Raw genomic sequence first — 15,002 nt, forward strand, 5'->3', positions numbered from 1 at the left:
TGCGCGTCGGGACAGTGCCCGACGCCCACGCGTGTCGGAACCTTCGGTAGATCCGGAAGCAGTCGAGTCCGCTGTGACAGACCCCGCGCAACCGGGTGTCTCCGCCGAGAAAGCGTCGGCGCGAGGGTCGAAGTCGGCCCGGGGGAAGAGCGGAACCAACAAGTTCTGGTCTCGGCTTCCGAAGTCGGACAACACCATTTTCGGCTTGTCCACCAGTCGGGCAGTTGTGCTCGCGATGGTTGTGCTCATGCTGGCGCTGACACTGGCAGTGCCGCTCCGTACTTACATCAGCCAGCGTTCGGATGCCGCGCAGGTGGCGGCCGAACGTCAGGTACTCGAGGAAGAGCTGCGAAAGCTGCAAGGGCAGAACGCGCGCTTCGACGACCCTGCGTACATCGAAGCTCTTGCACGAGAACGCCTTCGGTACGTCAAACCGGGCGAGACCCCGTTCCAGGTTCAGCTTCCCGGTGACTACAAGGAACCCGAGAAGAAGCAAGAAAAGGAAACACCGCTCACAGGTCCGTGGTATCGCGATCTGTGGCAAACGATTTCGGAACCGCCAGTGGTTCCCGAGACGACGACACCGGCCCCGATGCCGTTGGCGCCGATAGAGCCAGAAGAACAAGGAGTACCCACCGGGTGAGCAACACGTCCGAAAATTCCCCACAGGTTTCACAAGCGGATCTCGACGCCGTTGCCGCTCAATTGGGCCGTGAGCCACGCGGAGTGATCGAGATCGCGTACCGCAGCCCGGACGGTCAGCCGGGCGTGGTCAAGACCGCCCCCAAACTTCCGGACGGAACACCGTTCCCGACGTTGTACTACCTCACGGACCCGCGACTGACTGCCGAAGCGAGCCGTCAGGAATCCGCCGGCGTCATGCGTGAAATGACCGAACGCCTGACCCAGGATCCGGAACTTGCCGCGGCCTACCGACGGGCATACGAGTCGTACCTTGCCGAGCGGGACGCGATCGAATCTCTGGGAACCGACTTTGCCGGCGGTGGGATGCCGGATCGTGTCAAGTGCCTGCACGTGCTGATGGCACATTCGCTTGCCAAGGGACCCGGCGTCAATCCGCTCGGTGACGAGTCCGTCGCGTTGGCCGGTCACGGAAAGCTGCGCGGCACTGCAATTCCCGCGGACTGGCCTGGCATCGACGATGCCGACAACACCGACCGGTGACTCGCCGTGTCGCCGCAGTCGATTGCGGTACCAACTCCATTCGACTGCTGATCGCGGACGTCGGCGCCGACGGTCGTCTGGTGGATGTCCGGCGCGAGATGCGCGTCGTGCGACTCGGTCAAGGTGTTGATGCGACAGGGACATTCGCGCCCGAGGCCATCGAACGCACCCGGGTCGCGCTGGTCGAGTACGCGTCGATGATCGCCGATGCCGGAGCAACCGCCGTTCGCATGGTCGCCACCTCGGCTACTCGCGACGCTGCGAATCGGGAAGAATTCTTCACGATGACGCGGGACGTGCTCGGCGCGGTGATTCCCGGATCCGGAGCAGAGGTCATCTCCGGCGACGAAGAGGCGCGCCTCTCGTTCAGCGGTGCTGTGGGAGAACTCGATCCGTCGGAGGGCCCCTTCGTGGTGGTCGATCTCGGCGGCGGATCCACCGAAGTTGTCCTCGGCGACACGTCGGGCGTCCAAGCTGCGTACTCCACCGACATCGGCTGTGTGCGCGTCACGGAGCGGTGCTTACCGTCGGATCCGCCTACAGCAGAGCAGGTTTCCGAGGCGACGGCTTTCGCGACCGCGAAACTTGCCGAGGCGTTCGAGGCCGTACCCGTCGAGAAGGCGCACACGTGGGTGGGTGTCGCTGGAACCATGACGACGCTGGCCGCGATCGCGCAGGAACTTCCGGAGTACGACGCCGAGAAGGTGCACCTGTCGAGGATTTCGTTCAATCAACTGTTCGACGTGTGCGAGCGTCTCATTGCTATGCCTCGGGTTGATCGTGCTGCCTTCGGCCCGATGCATCCGGGGCGGGTGGACGTCATCGGCGGCGGAGCGATCATCACCACGGTGCTGGCTCAAGCGTTCGAAGCCAAAGCCGGGATCGCCGAACTGGTTGTCAGCGAACACGACATACTCGACGGCATCGCGATGTCGGTAGCTCAGACCGACCCGATAGTCTGATCCCTGCCGCACCCGACCCGTCGGGTGCGGCAAGGCCCCCATAGCCCAATTGGCAGAGGCAACGGACTTAAAATCCGTCAAGTGTCGGTTCGAGTCCGACTGGGGGCACCACGTAGATCCTCCTGCACATTGAATCGAAAAACCCCGCTCGTCCTCTTCGGGCGGGCGGGGCTTTCCGTGGAGCAGCGACTGACCACCAAGTGGCTACTGAGCCCAGACGGTCGTCCCTGCAGGAGCATTCAGCGTGTTGACGAGATCGATGCCGGCTACGACAGCCGCGCCGCCGCCGCCGAGGATCGTTCCGGCGACACCGCCGATTCCGGCGCCTGTTGCGAGGCCACCCAGGCACAGTGCCGCGGCGACGGGGAGTCCGACGATGGTCAAGCCCAGCGGAGCGCCGACAGCGCAACCGATTCCGGCGCCGACGATGGTGCCGAGCAGGCTGCCGACCTGAGTGCCGAGTCCGAGTTGGCTCTGGAAGTGCGCAATCGCCCGATCATTCTCCTCGGGCGAGGCGACGGGCGTCCATTCCTTTGCCGCAGGCGCACTCTCGGGTCGAGGTGTTGCCTTCGCCGAATCGGTGATCGGTGTCAGCGTGAGGGTCTTACCGTCTTCACTGATCGTGCGATCGAAGGGGAACTGTAGATCCCCGAGGTTGTATGCGAGAGGCAGGGAAACAAGGTCGGCTCCCTTGCTGTCCTGCAAGACGACGGACTTGCCGTCGCCGGATACCTTGAACAGCCCGGCATCGATGGTGGTGACGATCGACTTGTCGACGACCTTCGCTTCGTAATTCACGTCGGTCGACGGATCAGCTGATGCGATCCCTGTTGATGCTCCGACTGCAGCGACCGCTAGAGCAGTCACTGCCGCCTTCTTGAAGAAACCCATAGTTCAACCCCGTGTTCGCCTGCGTGTGCTCGCAGAAACTCGACAACTTCGGACATTGGTAAACCCCCGACAAAGCCTTCGTATTAAAGCAGACCGAAGTGACGGAAGGGATAGTTGCGCTCGGGCCGACCGGAAGCGGCCGGTGCAATCGAATGTGCAGCGTGCAGTATCAAGTTGTCGAACATGTGTGCGAAAATGTGGAGATGCGGTTGACCGAGCAATCCCCGGACTGCTGCCCCAACGGACACCGGCTCACGGCGAACACATGCCTTGTCGGTTGGGAGGTCTGCGGGTGTGCCTCGACGGAGAATGGCGGACACAGGACCCATTACTGCAGGCGATGTGGTGAAACTGTCCGGACGCCGGAGTGTGTCGGCGTGGATCCGCAGAAAAGTCGGTGGAGTTGAAGTGCTGTTACGTTGTGTTTCAAAGAGATTCGCGAGAGCCTCACCCGGCGGATCGGTGCCGGGTGAGGCTTGTGGATCAGGTAGGCGGGGCGACGGGTGCGTCGCTGCTTCCTCCCGAGCTCCCGCTCGACGAGCCGGTGCCGAACAGTAGGCCGAAGAAGCCGGAGATTGCGCCGAAGAAATCGAACATGGGCGAGCCTTTCGCGAGGACGAATGCGGTCACGACAAGTGGCCGACTTGTGGTGGTGTTCAGAGAAGTTCCGTCGACATTGACGGTAAAGGCGTCGGACGAAGGCCGACTGCCGGATGAAATGTACGATTCGTCCCCGTTTGATACAAGTCTTTCCCGAGTAACAGTTACTTGAGGCTTAAATTATCGGGGGTGCCTGCCTGATCTGGGGTGCCTGCCTGATCTGGGGTGCCCTGCCTGCTTGGGTGGGGCAACCAGGCAGGGCAGTGGTTGGCCGTCCCTCTCAATACCGACCTACGGCGAACCATCGGCGTTGAAACTACCCACAGTTCGTGACGTGCGCCACTTACGTACCGGTACCTTCGTTAGCCGAGGTCGGACGTTGCGGCGAAGGCGGTCGTCGACGTCCCCGCGGGGACGTGGTTCATCGAGAAATCGCGGTCCCGATCAGGGTTGACGACGCTTGCCAACAGGAGCATGGCGGCGACAAAGAGAACTCCTGCGGCGAGGTAGGCGATTCTCACGGGCAGGCGCGGGCGTCGATCTGAATTCGTGGACATTCACGTTCTCCATCGGTGCATGTTGGACGAACGCCTAGTTTAACGATCAACTAATGAAAGGGTGTGAACAGTGACGCAAGATACGAAAAGGCCCTCGATCTCGGGGGAAATCGAGGGCCTTTCCGGTCGAACGTCGGCGCCGCCAAGCACATAGCGTCACCGACCCACTATCGGTGTCGAGCGTGACCCCTCATGTCCGACCCCACTTCTCGACACTATCCAGTAACTTGCGACATTGTGGATGATTCGGACATTGTCATTCGGATGGGGGAGATCCCGTCCGCAGCCCCTACTTTCGTCCGGCAGCCCATTTCATTCCCCAGTTGTAGGCCCGATCGAGATCTGACTGACTGCCGTTGATGTACTGAACTTCACGGGTCACCGTCACGCCCTGACCTGAACTCTGGATGAGAGCGATTGCGCACAGTCGCTCCTGGTTGCTGGCGGAGTTGAGTCGCACTTCCACTTCCGGCCCGTTGGTGGGATACAAGGTGACGACGCCGTCCACCGCCGCCCAGTTGGGAGCGCCGTCGTAGATCATCGCGAAGATCAGGATTCGCCGGAAAGCGCTTGGGTCACCAAGATTGACGTGCATGTTCTCGCCGCCGGTGTTCGCACCACTGCGGTCGTCGCCGTCGAGGGAGATGTAGGGCGGAGAAGTCAGTGAACCGAAACTGTTACCCAAGGCCTGAACTACTCCCTTGGACCCGTCGGCAAGTTCGTAGAGGCATCCGAGGTCCAGGTCGACCGCACCAGAGCCTGCGCCGGCGAGCTTGGCGAGAAAACCGGTCTTCTTCGGTGGTGCCCCCTGTGACCAGTTGAGGTTCACGCGCATATTGCCTTGTCGTTCACCCGCCTTCGCGAGGTTGACCGTCGGCGCCGATTTTGTGAGCGTGATCTTGCTCAGGCTGACCGGTGCTTGCGACGGAGTGGACTCGCCGGAACGTCGGGTGTAGTCGATTGCCATCGTGATAGTCCTTGTCTGAACTCGAATGAGTCCGATCGTGTTACCCGTCGAGGAATCTCCACCGACGTGATCGGCGATCTCCGGCCATTGTCCCTCATGTCTGATTTCAACCCATAGGCATCAAACTTGCGGCGCCAACTTGCGGCAGACCAGCAGTTTGCTGATTACTGTGTCTGTGGGCAGACGCGACTCCGAAATAGGGTGGACGCACTGGTTGACACGGCAACGTCCAATTACGGAAGAATTGCTGAGTCGGACGTCCGATTCAATTGCGTCGTGGGAGCGGGAGGTAAGTGATGCCAGTCCTGTCGCTTCTGCAACCCCGCCAGAGAGAAAGACTGACGCCCGCCCAACGTGATGACGTAACTCGTGAGCAGATAGCCGTTACCTTCGGCGTGCTGCCATGGGCCGCTGCCGTCCACCTCGTCGTCACACTCGGGCTGACGTTGTATGTGATTCCCCCGGACGGCGGACCGCTGCCGCGTGTGTGGCCATTGCTGTCCGGCGTGATCGGGTTGGTGGGGATGTGCGTGGGTCTCGCCATTCATTTCAACCTGATCACACCCACGTACCGGATGTCCTACGCGTTTCTCATCGTCGAATTTGCTGTAGTCGGGATCCTGTATTCCTCGCTCGCCCTGGTCCTGTACCCGATCCTGGACGATTCCGGCGATCTGATCCTGATAGCGGTCACCACATCGATCACCGGTGCCGGAGCCGTGGCCACCGCGATGTTGCGAGTGGTGGGGGTCACCTGGGTCCTGTCCAATCTGATAATCCTCGGGGTGGCATTCTGGCTTCAGCCGGGACCCGAGTTCGAACGAATTCTCATTGGAATGATCGCCTATGGCGCGGCTCTGATCGGCGGCACGATAGTGGTCTCGGGCAACCTGGAATCTCGCTATCGAGCTGAATTGAGCGCCGCGTCGGAACGATCGGTCGTGCAGATGCTTCTCGACGACTTCGAAGGCAACGCCGGGGACTTCGTGTGGGAGACGGACCAGAAAGGCAAGTTCAACCGAATCCCGACGCGGCTCGCGGTCGAAGCGGGGCTGGACTCCACCGAGTTGCAGGGAACGGCGTGGCAGGACCTGTTCATGGAGTTGGGCACCCTACGGATCCCCGGCGGGATCGATGCGCTCATGGAGTTGCAGCAGGCCCGCCACACGAAGACCGCATTCGTCGACGTGCTCGTTCCGGTCCGAGTTCACGGTGAAATTCGGTGGTGGCAGATCTCCGGACGCCCGCGCCCCGGCCGTACACCCGACGAGTTCGTCTGGCGAGGAGTCGGTTCCGACGTCACGGAAGTAAAACTGCAGAGTGACGAGATCGTGCGGATGGGTCGTGTGGACGCACTCACCGGTATGCCGAACCGGCACAGCTTCTGGACCGAGCTCGAGCGACTGCTGCGCGAGCCGTACACAAGCGAAAGTGGTCTCGCGTTGGCCATGCTCGACCTCGACAACTTCAAGTCGGTCAACGACACACTGGGACACACCGTTGGCGACGCGGTTCTGCGAGAGGTCGCGGATCGCCTGTCCGAAGCCGGCGGGGTGTCACAGTTGTTCGCACGTCTGGGGGGAGACGAGTTCGCGGTTCTTTTCACCGATGTGGGTGACAGCTCACAAGTTCGTACTCTGCTCGGCCGCTACATCGAAACTCTGCACGAGCCGATCACAGTGGCCGGTACGCGGTTGGAGATCGGATGCAGCATCGGGTACTACCTCCCCGACGAGCTGCCGTCCTCCGCCGACGAGATGATGGGCGCTGCGGACCTGGCCTTGTTCGCGGCAAAGGAATCCGGGCGCGGTGCCGTACGTGAATATCGAGACTCGATGAAGTCCGTGGCCGATCGGCGGGCCCGCCTGATCGAAGATCTGGGAAACACTGTCGCGGAGAAGGACCTCGAACTCGAGCTGTTGCCCAGGATCGACGTGGTTTCCCGCGAGATCGTGGCCGTGGAAGTCCGCGTGATCTGGCACAACGCCCGCCTCGGTGCCGTTACGTCCGCCGAATTCATGAGCGTCGCAGACGACACCGGTTTGGCGTACTCACTGGGGACTACCGTCTTCGAGTTGGCCTGCGAGGCGGCGTCCCGCCTTCCTGATCACCTGCGGGTAGCCGTCGCGGTATCGACGCGTCAGCTCGAATCGGATTCCTTTGTCGTCGCGATAGGGGATTCGCTTCGACGATCAGGTGTCAGTGCACATCAGCTCGAGCTCCAACTCAACGAATCATCGGCGATCACCGACGAGTCCAAGTTTGCGTTGCACGCCATCGCGGACATGGGAATCGCGCTGACCGTGGACGAGTTCGGCGCCGGATTCTCCTCGCTCGCATCACTGTCCGGCCTTCCGTTCACCCGAGTCCGGATAGAGCGCTCCATTTCGGGTGCAGTGCCTGGTGGACGGTCGATCCTCGAAGCTGTCGTGGATCTGGTCGACGCGTTGGGAATGGAGGTCGTCGTCTCGGGAGTCGACGGCGAGGAAGACTTGAAGTCCGTGGCCGCTGCAAGGGTGAGGACTGTTCAGGGATACATCGCCGGCGGAGCCATGTCGGTCGACGCGGTCGCAGCGGCGGTAGCAGGCCGACGTGGGTGACCCGGCAGTACTCCGTAGGCGTCGCGTCGGGACGTCGGTGCGCAAACTCGGTCGCAGCGGCACGGAACAACACCTCTCGGATTACGATCGCCGTCGCCTACTCGATCGACGACTGCGGTTCACCGCGCGCGTACTGCCGTGGTCGTTTCTGACCGCGGCGGTTGCCTTGTCAGCGATCGTGGTGCTTCTGCCGGTGGATGCCGGATGGTTCACCTTCGCCTGGTCGAGCGTCATGCTGTTGTCGAGCGCTGGATTCAGTGTGTATTGGCTCCGGCGCTCGCGTCTCGGCGTCTCCGAGTCCCAGACCACCGAACTGGTGGTACTCACAGTCGAAATCATTGTCTGGGGAGTGCTCCTGGCGTGCTTGGCTCTCGTTCTCTTCCCGATGCTCGATCCTCGTGACGAGTTGGTACTGAGCTCGACCTTGATCGGTGGGATCGCGGTCGGCGTGTTTCCCACCATGATGTTTCGCGGAATCACTGTGGTCTGGATCAGCCTGGTGGGAGTCGGGTTGGCCGGGGCGTTCTGGACGGAACCGGGCACATCGCGTTTCGTGCTGATCGGGGTGCTGGTCGTCTTTGTAGGTTCGCTCTACAGCGGAACTTTGCTGTTGGCCAAACTTTTCGAGAGACGGCTACGCGCCGAACTCATAGCCGAGGACGAACGAGATCTCGTCGAGTTGTTGCTCAACGATCTCGAAGACGGAGCACAGGATTGGCTCTGGGAGACCGATTCGCGCGGTATCGCCAGTACCGTGTCGTATCGATTCGCCGAGCAGGTCGGTTTGCCGGCAGCACAGATTCGGGGCCGCACAATGCACGAGATCCTGATCGGGATCGGCGCGTCCCGAACAGATGTGGGCAGGAAGTCCCTTGATCTCCTCGCCGCGAATTTTCAAGCCGGGACGGCGTTTCGGGACCTCACCATGCAGGTCGTCGTTCGGGGCGATACTCGCTGGTGGTCGATGTCAGGTCACCCGGGCAGTGGCGATGGGGCGACCTACGGGTGGCGCGGTGTCGGATCCGATATCACGCACTCGTATCACCAGCGCCAGAACATCTTGCGATTGGCAGAGATCGATTCGTTGACCGGTCTCAGAAATCGGTACAGCTTCAACGCTCAACTGTCTTCGCGGATTCGGGACGGACACAGGGTGTGGCTGGCAATTCTGGATCTGGACAACTTCAAGTCGATCAACGACCGGTTGGGACACCACATCGGAGACGACGTGCTTCGCGATGTTGCCGGCAGACTGCACAGCGTTCTGCGATCGAACGAGATCTGTGGCCGACTGGGGGGTGACGAGTTCGCCATCGCCTTCGACGACCTAGCCTTCGACGACATCGGGAGTGCAGATGAGGTGGAGAAGAGATTCCAAACGATTCTCGACTCATTCGAACGACCATTTTCACTGGTCGGCAACCAGATTCGCATTCGTGCCAGTCTGGGGTACGGCTCGATGCCCGACGACGCCGACAGCCTCGAAGACCTGGTGATTGTCGCGGACCTCGCGCTTTACCACGCAAAGGAGAGCGGTCGGAACCAGATTCGCGCCTTCGATGCGACTTTGCGGGATCGTGCGACAGGTAGGGCCAGGGCATTGTTGGATCTTCGTCGTGCGTTGATCGACGAAGAGTTCGAGTTGGTTTATCAGCCACAGGTCTCGGCCGCGACGGGAGTTGTCGTCGGGTTCGAGGCTCTGCTGCGGTGGAACCATCCGACTTCAGGTCTCGTCTCGCCGGGAGACTTCATTTCGGTCGCCGAGGAAACCGGCTTGATCGTGCCGATCGGTGCAGGTGTTCTGAGGGCTGCCTGCACGGCGGCGACAACGTGGCCGGAGGACATTCGGGTTGCCGTCAATGTTTCTCAGGTGCAACTGCGTTCGAGTCGATACGTCGACTCGGTACGCCGGACACTGATCGAGGTGAACCTCCACCCCAGCCGACTCGAGATCGAGGTGACCGAATCGTTGGTCATCGACGACGCCGACCGAGATGTGTTGGTACAGCTCTCGGCGCTCGGCATCGCCATTGCGATGGACGACTTCGGCACCGGGTTCTCCTCGGTTGCCAGCTTGGCCCGGCTGCCGCTCGATCGGTTGAAGATCGATCGGGCGTTCGTCGCACCGCTGGACGCGGATCCCTCGAATTCGAGGTTCGCTGTCTTGCGAGCCGTCATCGCGATTGCCAAGTCTCTGGGGCTGGACACCGTCGCCGAGGGCGTGGAGACGGAGAGGCAGCGCGCGATAGTGACCGAGTGCGGATGTGACGTGATCCAGGGGTACCTCGAGGGAATGCCGATACGGGCAGCCGAGATTCCGCACTATTTGAATGGGCGACTCGGCGGTTCGAGCAGGTGGGGTGTCGCGGCTACCACTGAGTGAGAACTTTGCGCCCGTTTTGCCGTTCGATGTGTGACGGTACGCCGAAGTGCTTCACATCGAACTGCAGAAGGGTGTCTTCGTGGTGGTCGGATCGGCGTACTCCCCAGGGCCGATGTTGGTGGGTAAGAAGGCAGTGGTCACAGGCGGTTCCCAGGGAATCGGCGCAGCGATTGTTCGAGCATTTGCATCGCATGGCGCGTCAGTTCTGGTTGTCGACGTGGCTCCTCTTGGCGACGTCGAATTCGACTTGGCTGCAGGTGGTTCGATCAACTATCTCGAGTACGACGTGCGGACGCGGGAAGTCCCCGTCGCGTTGACCGAGTTCGCCCCGGACGTCCTTGTGAACAATGTGGGTCATTTCCTGAACCCGCCGACAGAGTTCACCGGTACGGATCCCGGTTTCTGGTCCGAGGCCGGCAGCATCAATTTCGATCACGTCGTGCGTCTGACCCATGCCCTGCTTCCCGGCTTGATCGACCGCGGTGTGGGTGGATCGATCGTGAACCTGACGACGGTGGAGGCGCATCGAGCGATCCCGGGCCACACGATGTACTCGGCATACAAGGCCGCGCTGACACAGTTCACCAGGAGCCTTGGTGTGGAGATCGGTCGAACCGGAGTGCGCGTCAACGCCATTGCCCCGGATCTGATCGAGTCGGTACAGGTGCCGTATCGCACGATCGTTCCTGCCGACGACTGGGACAAGTGGCCGGGGTGGGCACCGTTGGGCGGACCGGGCCAGCCGGTCGACATTGCCGGCCCCGCACTGTTCCTGGCTTCCGACCTGGCGAGATACATCACCGGAACCGTGATCCACGTCGACGGCGGATCGCACGCTGCCGGAGGCTGGTTCCCCACAGAAGAGGGTGGCTGGACCAACCGGCCCCGAAAGGCTTGACACATGACAACTTTCAGTCTGAACGTTCCCAACTTCGGCACCACTCTCGCGGAGGACTCCTACGCGAAACTCGTGCAGGTCTGTCAGAGCGCGGAAGCTGCGGGCTTCGACCGGGTCCTCGTCACCGATCACGTGGTGATGGGCTCGGACAACTCGGCGTACACGTGGTCGGCGTTCCCCACCGAGCCCGACGCCAACTGGCTCGAGCCGCTGACCGTCCTGGCTTTTGTTGCCGGACAGACGAAGACAATTCGCTTGGGGACCGGAATCGTCATCGCGGCGCTGCGCGGGGGAGCGGTACTGGCCAAGACGGCCGCGACACTCGATCTGCTCTCCGGGGGCCGACTCGACCTGGGCGTCGGAACCGGTTGGCAGGAACGTGAATACGAGGCGGCAGGTATGGACTTCGGTAAAAGGGGACCACTGCTCGACGACGCTCTCGCAGTGTGCCGGGCCCTGTGGAGTTCGGCGCCAGCGAGCATCGACACCCCTCGTCTGAAGTTCGACGACGTGTACTGCGCGCCCCGTCCGGCCGCTGGAATCCCGATCTGGGTGTCCGGTTCGCTCTCCAAGGCCGTTGTACGACGCGTCGCAACCTGGGGTGACGGGTGGATTCCGATCATGGGTGCCGCGGACGAGGACCTACGTGAAGGGATCGACGTCATCGGCAAAGCGATGGCGGATCTCGGACGCGATCCAGCGGAATTGCAGGTCCGTGGGCGACTGACCGTCGTACGCGGGTCCGACGGTTCGATCGACCTCCCGGCGACGATGATCGGCGCCGAGCAGCTGCTCGAATCCGGTGCCACCGATGTGCTGGTTGCGCTGGCGGCAGTAGATCCGGATCCGGATGCGGCGATGGCAGAGTTCGGCGAGCTGGTGGCGGCCTTCGCAAAGGTGACCCGCTGACGATTGCGTCGAGGCGGTAGTTCTATCGTGCGAAGTGTTGTAGTGCAGCCTGATCGAGGAGAGAACACATGACCGAGAGCATCGTCGTGGATACGAGCCTGGAAGCGTTGCTCGACGCCCGGATCAGCTGCCGCGCCTACGAGGACCGTCAGGTGCCACGTGAGGTGATCGAGGAGATCCTTCGGTTGGCGCAGAAGACGCCGTCGTGGTGCAACACGCAACCGTGGCAGGTCGCGATCACCGAAGGGGAGGGCACCGAGCGATTCCGCGCCGGCCTCGGTGAGTACGTGATGGCCAACGCCCAGGAGTCGGACTTCGAGTTCCCGCGCGCGTACCAGGGCATCTACAAGTCGCGTCGGTTCGACTGCGCGATGGCGCTGTATTCGAGCGTCGGAATCGAGCACGGTGACCGCGCCGGATCCGCGGCACAGACGATGAAGAATTTCGAGCTCTTCGGCGCTCCCCACGTCGCGATCATCACCACCGACGAGGCATTGGGCACCTACGGCGCAGTCGACTGCGGGTTGTACGTGAACAGCTTCCTGCTCGCGGCCCAGAGTCTGGGGGTCGCCACCATTCCGCAGGCGGCGCTCGCGGGCAGCTCCAAGTTCATTCACGAGCATTTCGGTATCGACGACACTCGCAAGGTTGTCTGCGCGATCTCGTTCGGATACCCCGACGCCGACCACCCGGTGAACGGATTCCGCACCGAACGCGAAATCGTCGACAACGTCGTGCAGTGGATGTCGAACTGACAGGGATGTCGAACTGATCACCTGCTGGTCGGGGGATTGAGTGTTGCGTAGTTCCACCTGAAAGACTGGTGGCATGTCCGACACACCCGAACTGTTCGATCGTCTGCGCCGATTCCCCGATGTCGAGGCACCCAATCTCTTTGCCGTCGATGCGGCTGATCGTCTGATCCTCGACGAGGCCGCCGACGCTCTTGCCGCGGCACCGGCGGGCACCGACGTCGTGATCGGCGATCATTACGGTGCGCTGACTGCCGGTGTTGCGCTCGTGCACGGAATCGCCGCCGTGCGCGTTCACCAGGATCCGCTCACCGGAGAGCTGGCCCTCGCGAACAATGCGCGCGAACTCGGATTCAGTGACGCCTTCACCTCGCACGGACTGGACGAGGAGTTGCTCAGCGGCGCCCGCGTCGTGCTTATGCAATTGCCGCGTAGCCTCGCCGAACTTGCCGAGATCGCCCAGCTGATCGCGCTTCACGCCGACCCGGCGGTTCGTGTCTTCGCCGGTGGGCGTGACAAGCACATCACCCCGGCGATGAACAAGGTTCTCGGCGAATCGTTTTCCGACGTCAGCGCCTCGCGTGGGCGTCAGAAGTCCCGCGTACTCAAGGCTTCGGAACCGAAGCCCGATGTTGCTATCACGTTCCCGGTGACCGAACGCCTCGACGAATTCGACCTCGACGTCGTTGCTCACGGCGCAGTGTTTGCCGGTGCGAGCCTGGACATCGGCACCCGGTTGCTCCTGGAGAACCTCGGAAAGATTGCGGTCGATCCGCTGAGTGACGTGATCGATCTGGGTTGTGGCAGCGGCATTCTCGCGGCGGCGATTGCGCGGAAGTTCCCGGACGTGCACGTGATCGCAACGGATCAGTCCTCGGCAGCCGTCGCTTCGGCTCTGGCGACCGCGTCCGCAAATGGCGTCGGCGATCGAGTGAGCGGCCTGCGCGACGACGCCGTGAGTTCGTTGCCCAGTGCGAGCGCGGATCTGGTTCTGTTGAACCCGCCGTTCCACGTCGGCGCGGCGGTCCACACCGGCGGAGCACTCAAGATGTTCGAAGCTGCCGGCCGTGTCCTGCGTCCCGGTGGCGAGTTGTGGACTGTTCACAACGCGCATCTGGGGTATCGCGAACCGTTGAAAGCCGCGGTGGGTCCGAGCGAGGCGATGGCGAAGAACGCGAAGTTCATCGTGATGAAGTCGGTCAAACCGTCCTAGTATCGAAAAGGGACGAGTGTCGAAGAGTGTTGATCTTCCGGAAATGCGCCGGGAACTACAACCGAAGCTTCGACGTTGTAAATTACGAGTGCTTTACTTTTAGTCAGGTACACGGACCGTGTCGGAAACTCGGATCCGTCCGGCGAACCCGCGACGCACCCGTCGTAGGCCACCACGATGAAGGGATGATCACGGTGCGCACCACCAGCAACCCGGTGTTCCGCAATCTGCCCAAGCAAGAGGGCAACGGATACGCCTCGTTCGGATCTGCGACGGCGGGCGCCTCGCAGGCAACCCAGCAGTTCGGTCAGCCGCAGTACGCTCCGGCCGAGCCGTACCAGACCGGTCCCACCTCGCGGGCCATGACGATCGACGACGTCGTCACCAAGACGGGCATCACGCTCGGTGTGCTGACGATCTCGGCACTGGTGTCGTACTTCCTGGTCAACAACAACGCCGACCTCGCAGCCCCGCTGGTCATCGGCGGCGGTCTCGTCGGCCTCGTTCTGGTTCTGGTCGCGACGTTCGGTCGCAAAATGGACAACCCGGCAATCGTGTTGGCGTACGCCGCGGCCGAGGGTCTGTTCCTCGGTGCGCTGTCGTTCATGTTCACCTTCCAACTCCAAGGCGCTGACGCGTCGATGCTGATTGCGCAGGCGGTCCTCGGAACCTTCGGCGTGTTCTTCGGCATGTTGGTCGTCTACAAGACCGGTGCGATCCGGGTGACACCTCGTCTGACGCGAATGATCATCGGTGCGTTGATCGGTGTTGTCGTTCTGGCGCTCGGTAACCTCGTCGCGAGCTTCTTCACCGAGGGCGGACTGGGCCTGCGTGACGGTGGAACCGTCGCCATCATCTTCAGCCTCGTCTGCATCGGCATCGCAGCCTTCAGCTTCCTGCTCGACTTCGACGCCGCTGATCAGCTGATCCGCGCACAGGCGCCCGAGAAGGCAGCCTGGGGCGTCGCATTCGGCCTCACCGTCACCTTGGTCTGGCTGTACGTCGAGATCCTGCGTCTGCTGAGCTACTTCAACAACGACTAGTTCTCGAGTCGCTCCGGAACACGAAGAAGGGCCCCGCGAGGG

13 protein-coding genes and 1 tRNA gene are annotated in these 15,002 nt (G+C 62.0%); 11 read left to right on the plus strand and 3 right to left on the minus strand.

What is annotated here, in order from left to right; all coding sequences use genetic code 11:
- The first annotated feature begins 73 nt into the window (after positions 1-73).
- From ACN50D_RS25610 to ACN50D_RS25625, 4 genes are all read left to right on the plus strand, one after another.
- Positions 74-643: an FtsB family cell division protein gene (locus ACN50D_RS25610; RefSeq protein WP_019744627.1), complete on the plus strand. Its 570-nt coding sequence runs from the start codon at positions 74-76 to the stop codon at positions 641-643.
- A complete protein-coding gene (locus ACN50D_RS25615; RefSeq protein WP_003946286.1) occupies positions 640-1,185 on the plus strand; it encodes a DUF501 domain-containing protein in 546 nt (181 codons plus the stop codon). The genes ACN50D_RS25610 and ACN50D_RS25615 overlap by 4 nt, the downstream gene beginning before the upstream one ends.
- Positions 1,182-2,147 carry a Ppx/GppA phosphatase family protein gene (locus ACN50D_RS25620; protein WP_211920648.1) on the plus strand — a complete coding sequence of 322 codons (966 nt, stop codon included), beginning with the start codon at positions 1,182-1,184 and terminating at the stop codon, positions 2,145-2,147. The genes ACN50D_RS25615 and ACN50D_RS25620 overlap by 4 nt, the downstream gene beginning before the upstream one ends.
- Before the next feature lie 34 nt (positions 2,148-2,181).
- Positions 2,182-2,258: transfer RNA gene (locus ACN50D_RS25625), tRNA-Leu, on the plus strand.
- A gap of 93 nt (positions 2,259-2,351) precedes the next feature.
- Here the strand turns inward: ACN50D_RS25625 and ACN50D_RS25630 are convergent.
- The 3 genes from ACN50D_RS25630 to ACN50D_RS25640 form a co-directional block, all read right to left on the minus strand.
- Positions 2,352-3,038 (minus strand): hypothetical protein, encoded by a 687-nt coding sequence (locus ACN50D_RS25630; protein ID WP_007728826.1) that lies wholly within the window; start codon positions 3,036-3,038, stop codon positions 2,352-2,354.
- 962 nt (positions 3,039-4,000) lie between these two features.
- Positions 4,001-4,195, minus strand: a complete 195-nt coding sequence (locus ACN50D_RS25635) for a hypothetical protein (protein WP_007728824.1) — start codon at positions 4,193-4,195, stop codon at positions 4,001-4,003.
- A gap of 289 nt (positions 4,196-4,484) precedes the next feature.
- Entirely contained in the window at positions 4,485-5,162 is a 678-nt protein-coding gene (locus ACN50D_RS25640) for a TerD family protein (RefSeq protein ID WP_073512633.1), read from the minus strand.
- Positions 5,163-5,458: 296 nt separating this feature from the next.
- On the opposite strand from ACN50D_RS25640, the gene ACN50D_RS25645 reads away from it, so the two are divergent.
- The 7 genes from ACN50D_RS25645 to ACN50D_RS25675 all read left to right on the plus strand — a co-directional run bounded on the left by ACN50D_RS25645 (position 5,459) and on the right by ACN50D_RS25675 (position 14,960).
- The gene (locus ACN50D_RS25645) at positions 5,459-7,762 is read left to right on the plus strand and encodes a putative bifunctional diguanylate cyclase/phosphodiesterase (protein WP_249342782.1); all 2,304 of its coding nucleotides are present in this window, start codon (positions 5,459-5,461) and stop codon (positions 7,760-7,762) included.
- A complete protein-coding gene (locus ACN50D_RS25650) occupies positions 7,755-10,145 on the plus strand; it encodes a putative bifunctional diguanylate cyclase/phosphodiesterase (RefSeq protein WP_007728817.1) in 2,391 nt (796 codons plus the stop codon). The genes ACN50D_RS25645 and ACN50D_RS25650 overlap by 8 nt, the downstream gene beginning before the upstream one ends.
- A 46-nt stretch (positions 10,146-10,191) precedes the next feature.
- A complete protein-coding gene (locus ACN50D_RS25655) occupies positions 10,192-11,043 on the plus strand; it encodes an SDR family NAD(P)-dependent oxidoreductase (RefSeq protein ID WP_047270312.1) in 852 nt (283 codons plus the stop codon).
- A 3-nt stretch (positions 11,044-11,046) separates the two neighbouring features.
- A complete protein-coding gene (locus ACN50D_RS25660) occupies positions 11,047-11,952 on the plus strand; it encodes a TIGR03619 family F420-dependent LLM class oxidoreductase (protein ID WP_158170853.1) in 906 nt (301 codons plus the stop codon).
- A 68-nt stretch (positions 11,953-12,020) separates the two neighbouring features.
- Positions 12,021-12,707 (plus strand): nitroreductase, encoded by a 687-nt coding sequence (locus tag ACN50D_RS25665; protein WP_042920892.1) that lies wholly within the window; start codon positions 12,021-12,023, stop codon positions 12,705-12,707.
- A gap of 73 nt (positions 12,708-12,780) precedes the next feature.
- The gene (locus tag ACN50D_RS25670; RefSeq protein ID WP_208690399.1) at positions 12,781-13,917 is read left to right on the plus strand and encodes a class I SAM-dependent methyltransferase; all 1,137 of its coding nucleotides are present in this window, start codon (positions 12,781-12,783) and stop codon (positions 13,915-13,917) included.
- Positions 13,918-14,111: 194 nt separating this feature from the next.
- The gene (locus tag ACN50D_RS25675; protein WP_020970268.1) at positions 14,112-14,960 is read left to right on the plus strand and encodes a Bax inhibitor-1/YccA family membrane protein; all 849 of its coding nucleotides are present in this window, start codon (positions 14,112-14,114) and stop codon (positions 14,958-14,960) included.
- Positions 14,961-15,002 lie beyond the last annotated feature (42 nt).

It is taken from the genome of Rhodococcus sp. SB1D (assembly GCF_048573875.1).
Classification (GTDB): domain Bacteria; phylum Actinomycetota; class Actinomycetes; order Mycobacteriales; family Mycobacteriaceae; genus Rhodococcus_F; species Rhodococcus_F qingshengii.

Bases quoted from the DNA above. Each gene is read 5' to 3' on its own strand.
- ACN50D_RS25630 (WP_007728826.1), bottom strand. From the start codon at position 3,038: ATGGGTTTCTTCAAGAAGGCGGCAGTGACTGCTCTAGCGGTCGCTGCA.
- ACN50D_RS25635 (WP_007728824.1), bottom strand. From the start codon at position 4,195: ATGTCCACGAATTCAGATCGACGCCCGCGCCTGCCCGTGAGAATCGCC.
- ACN50D_RS25640 (WP_073512633.1), bottom strand. From the start codon at position 5,162: ATGGCAATCGACTACACCCGACGTTCCGGCGAGTCCACTCCGTCGCAA.
- ACN50D_RS25645 (WP_249342782.1), top strand. From the start codon at position 5,459: ATGCCAGTCCTGTCGCTTCTGCAACCCCGCCAGAGAGAAAGACTGACG.
- ACN50D_RS25660 (WP_158170853.1), top strand. From the start codon at position 11,047: ATGACAACTTTCAGTCTGAACGTTCCCAACTTCGGCACCACTCTCGCG.
- ACN50D_RS25665 (WP_042920892.1), top strand. From the start codon at position 12,021: ATGACCGAGAGCATCGTCGTGGATACGAGCCTGGAAGCGTTGCTCGAC.
- ACN50D_RS25670 (WP_208690399.1), top strand. From the start codon at position 12,781: ATGTCCGACACACCCGAACTGTTCGATCGTCTGCGCCGATTCCCCGAT.